This window comes from Microbacterium oxydans, from assembly GCF_900095745.1.
GTDB classification, from domain to species: Bacteria; Actinomycetota; Actinomycetes; order Actinomycetales; family Microbacteriaceae; genus Microbacterium; species Microbacterium oxydans_B.
This window is the reverse complement of sequence record NZ_FMIR01000013.1, coordinates 39,019-53,778: the sequence shown is the minus strand read 5'-3', so window position 1 is coordinate 53,778 and position 14,760 is coordinate 39,019. Positions and strand designations below refer to the sequence as shown.

Sequence of the window (14,760 nt, the reverse complement as noted above, 5' to 3'; positions counted from 1 at the left end):
CGCGTCCCGAAAGGGGACGCGGCCTTCTTCGTCGTGGGGACGACGGGGTCAGAGCCAGCGATCCCGGAGGACCGGCTTCAGCCAGGCCGCGGGGGACGAGATCGAGAGGCCGCCGTCGACCGCGATGGACGTTCCCGTGACGAAGGAGGCGGCGTCGGAGGCGAGGAACGCCACGACCGAGGCGACCTCCTCCGGCCGGCCGATGCGTCCGAGCGGGTAGCCCTCGCTCTCGCCGGTGTCTACCGCTGCGATGCTGCCCGGCTGCACAGCGTTGACGCGGATGCCCCGAGGGCCGTTGTCGAGCGCGAGCTGCCGCACGAGGCCGTCCACGCCCGCCTTGGCGGCTGCGTAGGCGGCCAGGGCAGGGGCGGCGAGCGAGGAGTTCACCGAGGTGACCGCGACGATCGACGATCCGCGGGTGAGGCGGGGGAGTGCGGCCCGCGCCACGAAGAACGCCGAGTCCAGCGTGGCGCCGAGTGCGCCGCGCCAGTCGTCGTCGCTCGTGGCCTCGGCGCGCGCGATCGGCATGCGGCCCGCGGCGAGCACCACGACATCGAGGCGGCCCAGAGCCTGCTCGGCGTCGGCGACGGCGCGGTCGGCGGCCTCCGGCGCGCTGCAGTCCGCGACGAGGTAGCGCTCGAAGACCGGGTCTGCCGGGTCCTCGAGCCCTACGCCGACGACGGCGTCTCCGCCGTCGACGAAGGCGCGGGCGATCGCGAGTCCGATGTCGGAGCTGCCGCCGATCAGCAGCACGCCGCGGCGTGTCACACGCGCACCGTGGCGGGGATCGGGGGCAGCGCGAGCTCGTCGATCACGAGCTTGACCGAGGCGCGGCTGCCCGCGTCCAGGCGCGAAGCGGGGTAGCGCACCGTCGCATGGTCGATCACGCCGCGTGCGACGAGCACCTCCTTGTGCACCGCCCAGGCGATGCCTCCCTGCAGACCGATGAGCACGAGAGGGAGCATACGACGGAACTCGGCACGCGCCTCCTCGACGCGCCCCTCGGTGAACAGCGCGAGCACCGGGCCGAGCAGGTCGGGGAACTCGCAGGCCGGCATCGTGCCCACCGCACCCCTGGCGTACTCCTCCAGGCAGAACTGGGCGTTCTGACCGCCGAGCACCGCGAAGTCGGGGTCCTCGATCGCCGCGACCACCGCGCCGACCTTGGGGGCCGTCGGCGGCGCCTCGACCTTGACGGAGTCGACCCCGTCGAGGCGGGCGATCTCGGCGATCAGGCTCGGCGCCATCGCGACGCCGGTGACGCCGGGTGCATCCTGCACCATGACGGAGAGCGTGGTCGCGGCGGCCACGTCCCCGTAGAAGTCCACGAGGGTGCCGGCGGGCGGCTTCACCATGAACGGCGGGAGCACCATGAGGGCATCCGCGCCGCCTTCTTCGGCGAGGAGGGACTGCTCGATGGACGTCGCGGTGGAGGTGCCGTTGACGCCGGCGATCACAGGGATGCGGCCGTCGACGACCCGGACGACATCGTCCAGGATCGTGCGGCGCTCCTCGGTCGTGAGAGCGAAGCCCTCGCTCGCCATCCCGAAGACGGCGACACCGTCGACTCCGGAAGCGAGCTGGAACTCGACCAGTCGGCGCAGGCTCGCGCGGTCGAGGGCGCCCGTCTCGTCGAACGGAGTCGCCAGAATGGGCATCAAGCCGTGGAGTGTCGGAGCCATCAGCTGTTTCCCCGCTTCATCATCGTGTATCCACATTTCTCGCAAGTGTTATGCATATTGTGAGATAGTCTGCCACATAACGGTTACGAGCTACCAGCGAAGGATGATCCGGATGTCGCACACCCCGCCCTCCCGAACCGTCGAGATCATCTCCGACGCCCGTTACGTGCAGGCCGAATCTCCGCGCTGGGACGGTCGCGACGGCGGCCTCGCCTGGATCGACATGGCCACCGGGTCGCTGCATCGCGGACGTATCGAGCACGGCAGAGTCGTCCCCGAGACCGCGGTCGTGGTCGGTGCGCAGATCGGCGCTCCCATCCCGCTCGCGCAGTCGGGCGGCGGATGGCTTGTCGGTGTCGATCGCCGCGTGGTGCACGTCGGCGATGACGCGGTCGTCACGGCGCTCACCGACGACGTCGCCGCACCGGGCGACTACATGAACGATGGCGGCGGCGACCCCTCCGGCCGCTTCTGGGTGGGCAGCCAGTCGATGCCGCGCGATCCCCACTGCACGCTGTGGAGCATCGGCGCCGACGGCATCCCCGTCGCGCGCCTCGACGGTGTGACCGTGTCGAACGGTCTCGCTTTCGACCAGACGGGCACCACTCTCTACTACATCGACACCCTGCCCCACCGCAGCATCGAGGCCTTCGACGTGGCCGCCGACGGCACGCTGTCGAACCGCCGCACGGTGTGCCGCGTGGACGGCGGCAACCCCGACGGCATGACCATCGACCTCGACGGCAACCTCTGGGTCGCGGTCTGGGATGCCGCCGAGGTGCGCCGCTACTCGCCGGAGGGTGAGCTCCTGGAGGCGATCGCCCTCCCGGCGAAGCGACCCACCGCTGTGGCGCTCGTCGGAACGCTGCTGGTGATCACGACGGCGAGCATCGGACTCGCAGACCCGGCGGATGCCGATGGTGCGCTGCTCGGCGTGCAGGTCGATGTCGCCGGCGTCCCGGCGTGGCCGTGGGCAGGTGCGGTTCCGGTCGTGAGCGCAGCCGGTTCCGTCGCGGAGGCGGCGCTGTGAGCACCGTCGACAACGCGCAGCTCCGGGAGCGACTGCGAGCCACGCGGCTCGTCGCGATCCTCCGGGGCACCGACGTCGATGCGACGGTGGCCGCGGCGCGCACGCTCATCGACGCGGGCGTCGTGACGCTCGAGATCGCCCTCACCCTGCCGGACGCCGAAGAGGCGATCGCCCAGGTCGTGCAGGATGCTCCGGAATCGGCGCTGATCGGCGCCGGGACCGTGCTCAGCGAGGCCGACGTCGAGCGGGCAGCATCCGCCGGCGCGCAGTTCATGGTGACGCCCACCCTCAGCGCCTCGGTCGAGTATGCGGTCGCGCAGGGGATCGGCGTGCTCCCGGGTGTGTATACGCCGACGGAGATCCAGCGCGGTCACGACCTCGGCAGTGCGGCGGTCAAGCTGTTCCCGGCGTCGGCGCTCGGAGCCGGCTTCATCCGCGCGGTGCGCGACCCCTTCCCCGATGCGCGGATCATCCCCGTGGGCGGAGTGCGCGTCGACACGGTGGGCGAGTACATCGCGGCCGGAGCCTTCGGGATCGGGGTCGGTGGACCCCTCGTCGGCGATGCCGCCGCACCGGGCGGCGATCTCGCGGCGCTCGCCGTTCGCGCCCGTGCGTTCGTGCAGGCCGTGCGCTCCGCCTGATCGCGTCCCTCCGGGCGTCGCAGAAGGTGGTGCGCGATGGCGGGGCTCGTGCTTACCATGTCGCCATGGTCGATAGCGCTGCTGCTTCCGTTCCCCCTGTCCGCCGCCCCTCCACCGTCGAAGAAGTCGCCGAGGTCGTGCGACTCGCCTCCCGCGAGGCCGTCCCCTTGACCGTCGTGGCCGGCGGGCACGGGCCGTGGTCGCACGCCCCGGCCGAGGGGATCCGTCTCGAACTCGGCGGTCTGTCGGGCATCGAGGTCGACGGCACCACCGTGCGCATCGGTGGCGGCGCGGTCTGGGGCGATGTCGCTTCGGCGCTCGCCGGGCACGGTCTGGCGCTCAGCTCCGGCGACACCGCCTCGGTCGGCGTCGGAGGGCTCACGCTCGGCGGCGGAATCGGATGGATGGTGCGGGCCTGGGGTCTCGCCGCAGACCAGTTGATCGGCGCACAGGTCGTCACCGCCTCGGGCGAGGTGGTCGAAGCGTCTTCCGCGACGAACCCCGAGCTCTTCTGGGCACTGCGTGGCGGTGGCGGCAACTTCGGCGTGGTCACACGGTTCGACTTCGCCGCGCATCCGCTGGCCGGGATCGCCTTCGCCGAGAGTGTGATCGACGGTGATGCGGCCGCGGTGCTGCGTGCCGCGCGCGATCTGCTCCGCGACGCTCCGCGTGAGCTCACGGTCACGTACATGGACGTGCCGCCGATGGACCCGAGCGCACCGGCGGGAGCGCGCCTGAGCGCGGTGTGGGCGGCACCGGAGCCCGATCGGCTGCGTGCCATGTGGGAGCCGATCTCCGCGCTCCCCGGCGTGCAGACGCAGGTGACGACTCCGCCGTATCGCGAAGTGCTGATGGAGATGCCCGAGCCGGAGGGCGATGATGTGCCCGCCCCTCCTGGTTTCCTCGGCGGCAACGGGCTCTACGCCGAGCTCGATGACGCGCTGATCGAGCGGCTTGTGGCCTTCCGGCGCGCGTATCCGGCCTCGGTGGTCTTCCTCCGGTCGCTGGGCGGCGCGTTCCACGACGTCGCGCAGGAGGAGACGGCGTTCCCGGCGCGTGCGGCGAACTGGTTCGTGATGGCCGGGGCGTTCGACATCCCGGGCATGCTCGACGATCAGACCCGTGCCGCGATCGATGCGGACGGCGAGGGCATCCGGGCCGGTCGCCTGGCCGAGTACGGCAACTTCGCCGACACCGAGCGCGCGGATGCGGTGCCCGGCATGTTCTCGGCGGATGCGCTCGCGCGGCTCCGGGCCACCAAGGCCGCGTGGGATCCGCAGAACGTCTTCCACCGCAACCACAACATCGTCGTGTGATGCACGAAGGGCCGGGTACCTCGCGGTGCCCGGCCCTTCGTGACGAGACGTCAGTGCGTGTCTTCGGCCTCGATCTCGGTGCGGTCGCCCGACCACAGCGTGTGGAAGGTGCCTTCCTTGTCGATGCGCTTGTAGGTGTGCGCGCCGAAGAAGTCACGCTGTCCCTGGACGAGCGCGGCCGGGAGGCGGTCGGCACGGATGCCGTCGTAGTACGACAGCGACGACGAGAACGCCGGGGCGGGGATGCCGGCTTCGGCGGCCGCGATGACGACTCGGCGCCAGGCTGCCTGGGCACGCGTGATCGCCTCGGTGAAGTACGGGGCGGTGAGCAGAACTGGCAGCTCCGGCGTCTCGGCGTAGGCGTCGGCGATCCGGTTGAGGAACTGGGCGCGGATGATGCAGCCGCCGCGCCAGATCTTGCTGATCGCGCCGAGGTCGATGTTCCAGCCGTACTCGGCGGCGCCGGCGCGGATCTCGTCGAAGCCCTGCGAGTACGCGACGATCTTCGACGCGTAGAGCGCGAGGCGCACGTCTTCGATGAACGCGTCGGTGTCCTCGACTGAGAACTCCTCCTCCGGGCCCGGCAGGTCGCGGGAGACCGCGCGCTGCTCGGGGTGCGAGGAGAGCGAGCGGGCGAAGGTCGCCTCGGCGATGCCCGAGACGGGGACGCCGAGCGACAGCGCGGTCTGCACGGTCCACGCGCCGGTGCCCTTGGCGCCGGCCTGGTCGAGGATCACGTCGACGAGCGGCTTGCCGGTCTCGGCATCCACCTGGCGGAGCACCTCGGCGGTGATCTCGATCAGGTAAGACTCCAGTTCGCCGCGGTTCCACTCGGCGAAGATCTCCGCGATCTCCGCGGGGGTCTTGCCCGTGCCGCGACGGATCAGGTCGTATGCCTCGGCGATCAGCTGCATGTCGGCGTACTCGATGCCGTTGTGCACCATCTTGACGAAGTGTCCGGCACCGTCGTGGCCGACGTGCGTCACACACGGCTCGCCCTCGGCGACTGCAGCGATGGACTTCAGGATCGGTCCGAGCGTGATCCAGGACTCGTCCGAACCGCCGGGCATGATCGACGGGCCCAGCAGGGCGCCCTCCTCGCCGCCGGAGATGCCGGCGCCGACGAAGTTGATGCCCGTCTCGCGGACGGCCTTCTCGCGACGGATCGTGTCGGGGAAGTAGGCGTTGCCGCCGTCGACGATGATGTCGCCCGGCTCGAAGACCTCGACCAGGGAGTCGATCACGGCGTCGGTCGGGCCGCCGGCCTTGACCATGATGATCGCGGTGCGCGGCTTCTGCAGCGAGTCGGCGAACTCCTGGTAGGTGCGGGCCGGGACGAATCCGGCCTCGGGGTGCTCGTCGAGGAGCGTCTGGGTCTTCTCGTAGCTGCGGTTGAAGATCGCCACGGTGTTCCCCTCGCGGCTGGCGAGGTTGCGGGCGAGGTTCGATCCCATGACGGCGAGTCCGACGACTCCGATGTTCGCTGATGCTTCGGGCACAGAAGGCTCCTCGAGGGTGAAGAAGGGGTGGTTTCAGCGTATCGCTGTCCGGGAGGTCAGTGCTCGCCTGTGTCACGCGACGCGATGAAGCGTCGGGACACGGCGATGTCGCGGTCTCCGAGACCCGCGGCCACCAGCTCGTCGAACGCGGCGCGCAGGGTGGGCAGGAGCACGGGGGAGGTGCCGGTGGCCTCGGCGATATCGGCGGCGAAGCCGAGATCCTTCACCATGTACTGCGCGACGCCGCTGGGGGAGTCGTCGCCGGTGACGAGCTTCTCGCGACGGCTGTCGAGCAGTCGCGAGCCGGCGTAGCCGCCGGACAGCAACGACCAGAGGGCATCGAGGTCGAGTCCGGAGCGGTCGGCGAGCACCGTGGCCTCTCCGAGCGCCAGGATCGTCGCGGACACCACCAGCTGGTTGCAGGCCTTCGCGACCTCGCCGGCGCCGAGCGGACCGAGCAGGACGGGCGTGCCGCACGGGGCCAGCACCTCGGCTGCGAGGGCCGCATCCTCGGGGTCGCCGCCGAGCATGATCGAGAGAGTCCCGGCGATGGCGCCGTCTTCGCCGCCCGAGACCGGGCAGTCCGCGACCCGCACCCGCCCGTCGGTCTGCGCGCCGATGCGCTCTGCGAGCGCACGGACGGCCGGTGCCGACGAGGTCGATCCGATCATGATGAGCAGCTCACCGGCGTCCGCGAGGAGTCCGTCCGGGCCGTCGAGCATCGCCTCGAACGGGGGCAGATCCGGCAGCATCATGAGGAGGGCGTCTACTCTGGAGGCGAGTTCGCGCGGTGTCTCCGCCCAGGTGGCTCCGGCCGCCAGCAGCTCCGGCTGCGGGCGTCGCGCGTGGATCACCAGTCGTCCGTGCGCGGCGAGCAGATGGTCGGCCATGGGGCGGCCCATGGCGCCGAGTCCCACGGCGCCGACGGTGACGGATGACATGTTCATGGGCACACGGTAGCAATAATCCAATGGATAGAACAGTGTCCAACAGGATGGATCTGAGCTAAAGTGAGGGATCCAGGATTTCCCGAGGAAGGGATCAGCATGACGGGGACCGAGAACAAGCTGCGTGCCGTCGTGACGGTACCGCTGCGCGAAGACCTCTGCCGGCTCATCGAAGAGCTCGAGCCTCGCGTCGAGGTGGTCCGCGATCACTCGCTCCTCCCTCCGATGCGGGGGCCTGCGGATTGGTCCGGCGACCCGGACTTCGCTCGCACGGAGAGCGAGCAGCGGGCCTTCGATGAACTGGTGGACTCCGCCGACGCCCTCTTCGGCATCCCCGATGTGGACGCCACGGCGCTGGCCCGCACGGTGACGGCGAACCCGCGACTGCGCTGGGTCATGACGACGGCGGCCGGCGGCGGGGCCGCGGTCAAGGCCGCAGAGCTCGACCGCGCGGACCTCGATCGGATCGTCTTCACCACCAGCGCGGGCGTGCACGGCGGGCCCCTGGCTGAGTTCGCCGTTTTCGGCGTGATGGCGGGAGCGAAGAACCTCCCTCGCCTCCTTGCGGATCAGAGCACCCGCACCTGGCCCGACCGCTGGGAGATGCGGCAGCTCGACGAGATGACCGTGCTCGTCGTCGGCCTCGGCGGCATCGGCGCGGAGTGCGCGCGTCGCTTCCACGCGCTCGGTGCCAGGGTCTGGGGCACCACGAGGTCGGGGGAGCCCGTCGCCGGCGTCGATCGTCTGGTGCGACTGGACGAGCTGCGAGACGCGGTTGCCCATGTCGATGCGATCGTCGTGACTCTGCCCGGCACGACCCAGACCCACCACCTGATCGGGGCCGACATCCTCGCGGCGGTGAAGCCGGGAGCGATCATCACCAACGTCGGTCGCGGCACGGTCATCGACGAGACGGCACTGCTCGCCGCTCTCGAGGACGGTCGTATCGCCTTCGCCGCTCTCGATGTCTTCGAGCAGGAGCCGCTCGGCGATGCGTCACCGCTGTGGACGCATCCGAACGTGCTGGTGAGCCCGCACACGGCCGCGCTCAACTCGAAGGAGGAGGAGCGGATCGCTCGACGCTTCGCCGAGAACGCGGCGCGCCTGCTCGATGGCGAGCCGCTGACCGCCGTGGTCGATACGGTCGAGTTCTACTGATCCGCAGGCGGGTGCGTGCGCACCCGCGGCCCCACTGATGGCGGAAGGCGCAGCCATGGACGACGACACCCGCGAGGGGCGCGATCCCGCGCCTGCCGTCACCCGCAGCATCCGCCTGCTCGGCCTCCTCGCTGACGCGGGTGGTCCACGCACCCTGACGGAGCTCGCCGGCGAACTGGGGCTCGCGAAGTCGTCGACCGCGAATCTGTGCCTCGCGCTCGAGGCGGGGGGCATGGTCGACCGCACCGCCCAGGGCTATCGACTGGGCGTGCGAACTGCGGAGCTGGGCGGTGCGTTCGCCGCGCAGTTCAACCAGGTGCGCGAGTTCTACAGCGTGTGCGAGGCCTCGCCGCAGCTGGCCTCCGAGCTCGTGCAGGTCGCCATGCTCGACGGCACGGATGCGCTGTATCTCGCCAGGCACGAAGGGTCGCGGTCGCTGCGACTGGGAACGCCGCTGGGCTCGCGGCTCCCCGCGCCGCTGTCGGCCACCGGACGCGCGCTGCTCGCCGCGATGAGCGATGCCGAGGTCGCCGAGCTCCTCGGGGAGGATGCCGTCTTCCCGTCGCTGACGGAGCGGAGCGCGACGACCATGGCCGGGCTGCTGGAAGTGCTCGCCACCGCCCGCCGGCGCGGCTGGGCGCTGGATGCGGAGGAGTCCTTCCGCGGCATCGTCGGCGTGGCCGTGCCGCTCGAGGGGTGGGCGCCGACCGATCCGCCGCTGGCGCTCGGTGTGGCGATCCGCGCCGCCGAGGCGGACTACGAGCGCATCGAGCGCGTGGGTGAGGCTCTGCGCGCGGCTGCCGCGGCGTTGACGAACCCGTTCAGCACCGCCGTTCGTCGCTGACTCTTTCCGCGCTTCCGTGTCTCGGGGCGCGGTCGGTACTTTCGTGCGTCGAAACCCGGTCCAAAGGGTTGAACGCAATCCAACGGGCTGGTACAGTCGTGCTCACGCCGCAGGCGAAGCCGATCGAAGGAGATGGCAGTGACCGACCCCCGCACCTCAGCACGAGCAGTGTCCGATGACCCGGAGTACGCGGCGAATCTGCGCCGCGCGACGCTGGCCTCCAGCATCGGGAGCGCGCTCGAGTACTTCGACTTCGCGCTCTACGGGCTCTCCACGGCGTTGATCTTCAACGTCCTGTTCTTCCCGCAGGACGACCCCGCCATGGCCACGGTCGCCGCGTTCGCGACCTTCGGCGTCGGTTTCCTGGCACGTCCGTTCGGCGGCCTGTTCTTCGGTGTTCTGGGCGACAAGCTCGGGCGCAAGTGGGTCCTGGTCGCCACGATCGTCCTGATGGGCGGCGCATCGACCGCGATCGGTCTTCTGCCCACCTACGAGGCGATCGGGCTCTGGGCCCCGGTCCTGCTGGTGCTGATGCGCCTCCTCCAGGGCTTCGGGGCGGGTGCGGAGCAGGCCGGTGCCACGGTGCTGATGGCCGAGTACGCGCCGGTCAAGCGCCGCGGGTTCTTCTCCGCACTGCCGTTCGTCGGCATCCAGGCGGGCACCCTGCTCGCCGCGGTCGTCTTCGGGTTGATCACCCTGCTTCCCGAGGACCAGCTGCTGAGCTGGGGATGGCGCGTGCCGTTCCTCGCCTCGTTCGCCCTGATCCTGCTCGCCCTGTTCATCCGGATGCGGCTGCGCGAGACGCCGACCTTCATCGAGCTCGAGAAGCACGAGCAGGTCGCCGATCGCCCCATCAAGGAGATCTTCACGCACGGACTCCCCGGCGTCATCGTCGGCATCGGTCTGCGGATGGCCGAGAACGGCGGCTCCTACATGTTCCAGACCCTCGGTCTCGCGTTCTTCGTCACCGTGGTCGGCGACAGCGCAGACAAGAGCCTGCTCACGTGGGGTGTCACCCTCGGGTCGCTGATCGGCGTCTTCTCGGTGCCGTTCACCGGACACCTCTCCGACCGCTTCGGGCGCCGCACGGTGTACCGCTTCGGTGCCGTCTTCATGCTCGTCTACACGTTCCCCGCGTGGTGGCTGCTGTCGCTCGGCAACTACGCCGTCGCCATCGGCGTGATCGCGATCGGCATCGGCGTCGCCGTGAACAGCATGCTCGGACCGCAGTGCGCCATGCTCCCCGAGCTCTTCGGCAACCGTCACCGCTACCTGGGTGTCGCGATGGCCCGCGAGATCTCGGCCGTGCTCGCCGGCGGCCTCGCCGGTGTTCTCGGTGCCTACCTGATCGCAGTCAGCGACGGGAACTGGGTGCTCCTGGCGATCTACATGGCCGTGCTCGCCCTCATCACCACCGCCTCGACCTTCCTCGCTCCCGAGACGCTGCGTCGCGATCTCACCCGCGTCGACGACGCGATCAAGGTCTCCCGCGAAGAGGGTGGCGACGACGTCTTCGCCACGACGGTCTCGATCAAGGCCGTCGGACGGTGAGCGCCCTGCCTGCGGGCCTCGCCCTCTTCGACCTCGGCGGGCGCACGGCGCTCGTGACCGGATCGAGCCAGGGCATCGGCCGGACCCTCGCGGAGGGACTCGCCGGAGCGGGTGCGACGGTGGTCGTGCACGGACGCGATGCCGCGAAGGCGGCGGCGGTCGCGGCCGAGATCGCACAGAGCACGGGCGCCGCGGTCCACAGCGTCGTCTTCGACGTGACCGATTCCGCGGCGGTGGATGCGGGGATGCGCGAGGTCGAGCAGCTCATCGGCACCCCCGACATCCTCGTGAACAATGCCGGTGTGCAGCGGCGGGCGCCGATCGCGGAGTTCGCGGACGAGGACTGGGATGCGCTCGTGCAGACCAACCTCTCCAGCGTGTTCCACCTGTCGCGCCGCGTCGCCGCCGGCATGATCGCCCGCGGCTCGGGGAAGATCATCCAGATCGGCAGCGTGCAGTCGCAGCTCGCCCGTCCGTCGATCGCCGCATACTCGGCGACGAAGGGTGCGATCGTGATGTTCACGAAAGGGCTCTGCGCCGACCTCGCCCCGCACGGCATCCAGGCCAACGCCATCGCTCCCGGCTACTTCGCGACCGCTCTCACGCAGCCGCTCGTCGAGGACGAGGAGTTCTCGGCGTGGGTCCGCGGGCGCACCCCGGCAGGGCGCTGGGGAGACACCCGCGATCTCGTCGGTGCCCTGCTCTTCCTCGCCGGCGGGGCGAGCGACTTCGTCAACGGCCAGACGCTCTTCGTCGACGGCGGCATGACGGCGGTCGTCTGATGCGGCTCGGTCGAGTCGCGTCCGCCGTCGGCCCCCGCTGGGTGCGCGAGACGACCGACGGGCTCATCCCGATCTCCGACCCGTTCCTCGCGTTCGCGGACGGCCGCACCCCGGATGACGAGGGCGAAGCCATCGACGGGGGCGTCGTCGCCCCGGTCGACCCTCTCGTCATCGTCGGCATCGCCCAGAACGGTCCCGGCCACGAGTCGCCGGTGCAGGCGTGGCTCAAGAGCCCGCGCACCGTGATCGGAAGCGGAGCGGAGGTCACCCTGCGGCGCGATGCGGGCGCCCCGGTGGCGGAGGGCGAGATCGCCGTCGTGATCGGCCGGGCGACCCACGGCTTGACGGCGCAGAACGCTCACGAGTACGTGCTCGGCGTCACCGCGGTGAACGATCTCTCCAGCCCCGATCGCGCGATCCGCGATCCCCGCAACTTCGAGTCGAAGTCGGGGGAGGGCTATACGCCGCTCGGTCCGTGGATCGACACCGCGGCGGGAATCGACGACGTCGAGCTCGACGTGGAGGTCGACGGGCTCCTCGTCGCCCGGACCGGGAGCCGGCAGCTGCCCATGCCGATCCGCGAATGCCTCGCGTACGTCGCGGCGTGGTCCGTTCTGGGCCCCGGCGATGTCGTGATGACCGGTGCCCCGCACTCCCAGGCGTCGGTGCGTCCTGGCCAGCGCGTGACGATCCGGGTGGCCGGAATCGAGCTGGTCACGGCATTCGCCTGACCGAGAAGGAGACGTGGTGTACAATCTCGCCGTGGTGGCCCACGCCGCCGACGATCTGCGGATCGAAGACGTCGGCGCCCCAGCGCCCCGCCCCGACGAGGCGGTGATCGCCGTCGCCTACGGGGGCATCTGCGGCTCCGACCTGCACTACTTCCGGCACGGCGCGGCTGGGGCCTCCGTGCTCCGCGAGCCGATGATCCTGGGGCACGAGGTCGCGGGCGTCGTGGCCGTCGCCGCGGCAGACGGGTCGGGCCCCGTCGTCGGGACGGCTGTGGCCGTGCACCCCCTCACCGCGCACGGCGACGGACGCACACCCTGGCCGCCGGATCAGCCGAACCTCGCGCCGGCCTCGACGTACCTCGGGTCGGCGATGCACCTCCCGCACACGCAGGGAGCCTTCGCACGACGGGCCGCGGTGCCCACGCGCATGCTGCACCCCCTGCCCGCCGGTCTCGACCTGAGAACCGCCGCGCTGGCCGAGCCTGCGGCCGTGGCCTGGCATGCACTGCAGCGAGCCGGAGAGGTGGGCGGACGTCGTGTCGTCGTCATCGGCGCGGGACCTATCGGTCAGCTGGTCGCCGCGGTCGCCCAGCGCGGAGGGGCGGCGTCCGTCACCGTCACCGACCTGCAGCAGCGTCCGCGCGCGATCGCGGAGGCGCGCGGCATCCGGGCGATCGATGCGCGGGCCGAGGCGGAGATTGCGGAGCTGCACGCCGACATCGTGGTCGAATCCAGCGGCACCGTGCCCGGACTCGCGGCCGCGGTCTCGGCGGCGACCCGTGGCGGCACCGTCGTGCTGCTCGGCCTGCAGCGCGGGGGAGATGTTCCGGCGCCCCTGGCCACGGCCATCACCCGTGAACTGACGCTCCGCGGCTCGTTCCGCTTCGGCGCCGAGTTCGACGACGTCATCGCCGCCCTCGCCGACGGCAGCCTCGACGTGCGCGGTATCATCAGCGAGGTGCTGCCGGTGGAGGATGCTCACGAAGCCTTCGCGCTGGCAGCCGATCCTGCGAGCTCCTGCAAGGTGCTCATCGACTTCGGCCTGGAGATATGACTGTGCGCATCGTCGTGATGGGTCCCAGCGGCTGCGGCAAGTCCACTGTCGGCAGTGCGCTCGCGGAGAGCATGGAGGCGCGCTTCATCGACGGCGATGACCTGCATCCGCTGACCAACGTCGAGAAGATGGCCGCCGGCATCCCGCTCGACGATGCGGACCGGATGCCGTGGCTTCGCACCGTCGGAGCGACACTCCACGGCGAGGACCGGATCGTGATCGCCTGCTCCGCGCTGCGTCGTCGCTACCGGGACGCGATCCGCGAAGAGGCACCCGACACGTTCTTCGTGGAGCTGGTGGTGGATCGTGCCACTCTGGAGGCGCGGCTGACGCAGCGCGCTGAGCACTTCATGCCCGCATCGCTGCTGGATTCGCAGCTGGAGACCCTGGAATCGCTGCAGGACGGCGAAAGCGGGATCCGGGTCTCGGCGTCACTCGCTCTGGACGAGGAGATCCGCCTCATCCGCGATGCGGTGCAGGCGTCGGCGGTCTGAGCCGCGTTCAGTCCTTGCGGTAGCTCGAACGCCCCATGGCGAACAGAGCGATGAACGACGTGACGGCCGCGCACACGGTCATGGCGCCGATCAGCCAGAGGATTGCGTGCGAGAGGAAGGCGCCGTCGAGCATGGGGGTTCTCCGTGTTCTGCAGAAAAGGACCGGGTGTCCTCAGCCTATCGGGTCATCCGGTACCATTGAGGCTGTACCTCGGCGAGGGATGCTTCTGCGCGTGCGCGTTCATCCGTTATCGACGCGGCGAAGCAAGCCCGGTGGCTTTCCTCCTGCGTCAGCGAGTTCGACAATTCCAAGACCACCGCGCGGCGCCTTCGCTGCGTGCCCCGAAGGAGAACCCCATGTCTGAAGACACCAAGGTCCAGGCCGAGCTCCGCGAGAGCTTCGGCAAGGGCTTCGCCCGCCGCCTCCGCGCCGCCGGCAAGATCCCCGCCGTCATCTACGGCCACGGCACCGAGCCGGTGCACGTCGCGCTGCCGGGCCACCAGGTCTCGCTCATCATCCGCCGCGCCAACGCGCTGCTCGAGCTCGACATCGAGGGCAAGGGCCAGCTCGCCCTCGTCAAGGACGTCCAGCGCGACCCGGTGCACCAGATCATCGAGCACATCGACCTGCTCGTCGTGAAGAAGGGCGAGAAGGTCGCCATCGACGTGCCGATCGTCGTCACCGGCGAGTCGGCTTCCGGCACCATCGTGAACCTCGACGCGACCACGCTGTCGATCGAGGCCGAGGCCACGCACATCCCGCAGAACATCGAGGTCTCGGTCGAGGGCCTGGAAGAGGGCGCGCACATCACCGGCGCCGACGTGAAGCTCCCCAAGGGCTCCACGCTGCTCTCCGACCCCGAGGTGCTCGTCGTCGCGATCTCCGTCCCGGCCGCACCCACCGAGGATGACGCCGAGGGCGAGAGCGCCGAGGGCACCGAGGCAGCCGAAGAGGCCGCCGCGGAGTGATCTCCGACTGATTCATCACAGAGGGGACGCGATCCGATCGCGTCCCCTCTGTCGTATCCTGA

The 14,760-nt window shown here is 70.4% G+C and carries 16 protein-coding genes; 11 read left to right on the top strand and 5 right to left on the bottom strand.

Annotated elements, in window-relative coordinates; all coding sequences use genetic code 11:
* Nucleotides 1-48: 48 nt before the first annotated feature.
* The gene (locus tag BQ2383_RS05650; protein WP_091030897.1) at nt 49-768 is read right to left on the bottom strand and encodes an SDR family NAD(P)-dependent oxidoreductase; all 720 of its coding nucleotides are present in this window, start codon (nt 766-768) and stop codon (nt 49-51) included.
* Nucleotides 765-1,682, bottom strand: coding sequence for a dihydrodipicolinate synthase family protein (locus tag BQ2383_RS05645; RefSeq protein WP_091030893.1), 918 nt, complete (start codon nt 1,680-1,682; stop codon nt 765-767). Before BQ2383_RS05645 ends, BQ2383_RS05650 begins: the two co-directional genes overlap by 4 nt.
* A 112-nt stretch (nt 1,683-1,794) precedes the next feature.
* Here BQ2383_RS05645 and BQ2383_RS05640 point away from each other — a divergent pair, with 112 nt between their 5' ends.
* The 3 genes from BQ2383_RS05640 to BQ2383_RS05630 all read left to right on the top strand — a co-directional run bounded on the left by BQ2383_RS05640 (nt 1,795) and on the right by BQ2383_RS05630 (nt 4,669).
* A complete protein-coding gene (locus tag BQ2383_RS05640) occupies nt 1,795-2,712 on the top strand; it encodes an SMP-30/gluconolactonase/LRE family protein (protein WP_167381546.1) in 918 nt (305 codons plus the stop codon).
* Nucleotides 2,709-3,353, top strand: a complete 645-nt coding sequence (locus BQ2383_RS05635; protein ID WP_091030889.1) for a bifunctional 4-hydroxy-2-oxoglutarate aldolase/2-dehydro-3-deoxy-phosphogluconate aldolase — start codon at nt 2,709-2,711, stop codon at nt 3,351-3,353. Before BQ2383_RS05640 ends, BQ2383_RS05635 begins: the two co-directional genes overlap by 4 nt.
* A 65-nt stretch (nt 3,354-3,418) precedes the next feature.
* On the top strand, nt 3,419-4,669 hold the full coding sequence (locus tag BQ2383_RS05630; RefSeq protein WP_091030885.1) for an FAD-binding oxidoreductase: 1,251 nt from the start codon (nt 3,419-3,421) through the stop codon (nt 4,667-4,669).
* A 50-nt stretch (nt 4,670-4,719) separates the two neighbouring features.
* Here the strand turns inward: BQ2383_RS05630 and gndA are convergent, their stop codons facing one another.
* Both gndA and BQ2383_RS05620 read right to left on the bottom strand, forming a co-directional pair.
* Nucleotides 4,720-6,168: an NADP-dependent phosphogluconate dehydrogenase gene (gene gndA / locus BQ2383_RS05625; RefSeq protein ID WP_091030878.1), complete on the bottom strand. Its 1,449-nt coding sequence runs from the start codon at nt 6,166-6,168 to the stop codon at nt 4,720-4,722.
* Between the two features lie 56 nt (nt 6,169-6,224).
* A complete protein-coding gene (locus tag BQ2383_RS05620; protein WP_091030874.1) occupies nt 6,225-7,115 on the bottom strand; it encodes an NAD(P)-dependent oxidoreductase in 891 nt (296 codons plus the stop codon).
* Nucleotides 7,116-7,214: 99 nt separating this feature from the next.
* Between BQ2383_RS05620 and BQ2383_RS05615 the strand changes: the two genes are divergently transcribed.
* The 7 genes from BQ2383_RS05615 to BQ2383_RS05585 all read left to right on the top strand — a co-directional run bounded on the left by BQ2383_RS05615 (nt 7,215) and on the right by BQ2383_RS05585 (nt 13,729).
* Complete coding sequence (locus tag BQ2383_RS05615; protein WP_091030871.1) at nt 7,215-8,273, top strand: D-2-hydroxyacid dehydrogenase; 1,059 nt, start codon at nt 7,215-7,217, stop codon at nt 8,271-8,273.
* A 55-nt stretch (nt 8,274-8,328) separates the two neighbouring features.
* A complete protein-coding gene (locus BQ2383_RS05610; protein WP_091030868.1) occupies nt 8,329-9,117 on the top strand; it encodes an IclR family transcriptional regulator in 789 nt (262 codons plus the stop codon).
* A 132-nt stretch (nt 9,118-9,249) separates the two neighbouring features.
* Nucleotides 9,250-10,668: an MFS transporter gene (locus BQ2383_RS05605; protein WP_091030864.1), complete on the top strand. Its 1,419-nt coding sequence runs from the start codon at nt 9,250-9,252 to the stop codon at nt 10,666-10,668.
* On the top strand, nt 10,665-11,450 hold the full coding sequence (locus BQ2383_RS05600; RefSeq protein ID WP_091030861.1) for an SDR family NAD(P)-dependent oxidoreductase: 786 nt from the start codon (nt 10,665-10,667) through the stop codon (nt 11,448-11,450). Before BQ2383_RS05605 ends, BQ2383_RS05600 begins: the two co-directional genes overlap by 4 nt.
* Entirely contained in the window at nt 11,450-12,181 is a 732-nt protein-coding gene (locus BQ2383_RS05595) for a fumarylacetoacetate hydrolase family protein (protein ID WP_091030859.1), read from the top strand. Before BQ2383_RS05600 ends, BQ2383_RS05595 begins: the two co-directional genes overlap by 1 nt.
* Nucleotides 12,182-12,197: 16 nt before the next feature.
* Nucleotides 12,198-13,235: an alcohol dehydrogenase catalytic domain-containing protein gene (locus BQ2383_RS05590; protein WP_091031280.1), complete on the top strand. Its 1,038-nt coding sequence runs from the start codon at nt 12,198-12,200 to the stop codon at nt 13,233-13,235.
* Complete coding sequence (locus BQ2383_RS05585) at nt 13,232-13,729, top strand: gluconokinase (protein ID WP_091030856.1); 498 nt, start codon at nt 13,232-13,234, stop codon at nt 13,727-13,729. Before BQ2383_RS05590 ends, BQ2383_RS05585 begins: the two co-directional genes overlap by 4 nt.
* Nucleotides 13,730-13,736: 7 nt before the next feature.
* On the opposite strand, the gene BQ2383_RS19590 is transcribed toward BQ2383_RS05585, so the two are convergent.
* Nucleotides 13,737-13,862, bottom strand: a complete 126-nt coding sequence (locus BQ2383_RS19590) for a hypothetical protein (RefSeq protein ID WP_258134167.1) — start codon at nt 13,860-13,862, stop codon at nt 13,737-13,739.
* 224 nt (nt 13,863-14,086) lie between these two features.
* Here BQ2383_RS19590 and BQ2383_RS05580 point away from each other — a divergent pair, with 224 nt between their 5' ends.
* Complete coding sequence (locus tag BQ2383_RS05580) at nt 14,087-14,698, top strand: 50S ribosomal protein L25/general stress protein Ctc (RefSeq protein WP_091030853.1); 612 nt, start codon at nt 14,087-14,089, stop codon at nt 14,696-14,698.
* Nucleotides 14,699-14,760: the final 62 nt, after the last annotated feature.

Excerpts from the sequence above, each read along its gene's own strand:
- BQ2383_RS05595 (WP_091030859.1), top strand. The coding sequence starts at position 11,450 with ATGCGGCTCGGTCGAGTCGCGTCCGCCGTCGGCCCCCGCTGGGTGCGC.
- BQ2383_RS05585 (WP_091030856.1), top strand. The coding sequence starts at position 13,232 with ATGACTGTGCGCATCGTCGTGATGGGTCCCAGCGGCTGCGGCAAGTCC.
- BQ2383_RS05620 (WP_091030874.1), bottom strand. The coding sequence starts at position 7,115 with ATGAACATGTCATCCGTCACCGTCGGCGCCGTGGGACTCGGCGCCATG.
- BQ2383_RS05615 (WP_091030871.1), top strand. The coding sequence starts at position 7,215 with ATGACGGGGACCGAGAACAAGCTGCGTGCCGTCGTGACGGTACCGCTG.
- BQ2383_RS05630 (WP_091030885.1), top strand. The coding sequence starts at position 3,419 with ATGGTCGATAGCGCTGCTGCTTCCGTTCCCCCTGTCCGCCGCCCCTCC.
- BQ2383_RS05610 (WP_091030868.1), top strand. The coding sequence starts at position 8,329 with ATGGACGACGACACCCGCGAGGGGCGCGATCCCGCGCCTGCCGTCACC.
- BQ2383_RS05640 (WP_167381546.1), top strand. The coding sequence starts at position 1,795 with ATGTCGCACACCCCGCCCTCCCGAACCGTCGAGATCATCTCCGACGCC.
- BQ2383_RS05645 (WP_091030893.1), bottom strand. The coding sequence starts at position 1,682 with ATGGCTCCGACACTCCACGGCTTGATGCCCATTCTGGCGACTCCGTTC.
- BQ2383_RS05580 (WP_091030853.1), top strand. The coding sequence starts at position 14,087 with ATGTCTGAAGACACCAAGGTCCAGGCCGAGCTCCGCGAGAGCTTCGGC.
- BQ2383_RS05605 (WP_091030864.1), top strand. The coding sequence starts at position 9,250 with ATGGCAGTGACCGACCCCCGCACCTCAGCACGAGCAGTGTCCGATGAC.
- BQ2383_RS19590 (WP_258134167.1), bottom strand. The coding sequence starts at position 13,862 with ATGCTCGACGGCGCCTTCCTCTCGCACGCAATCCTCTGGCTGATCGGC.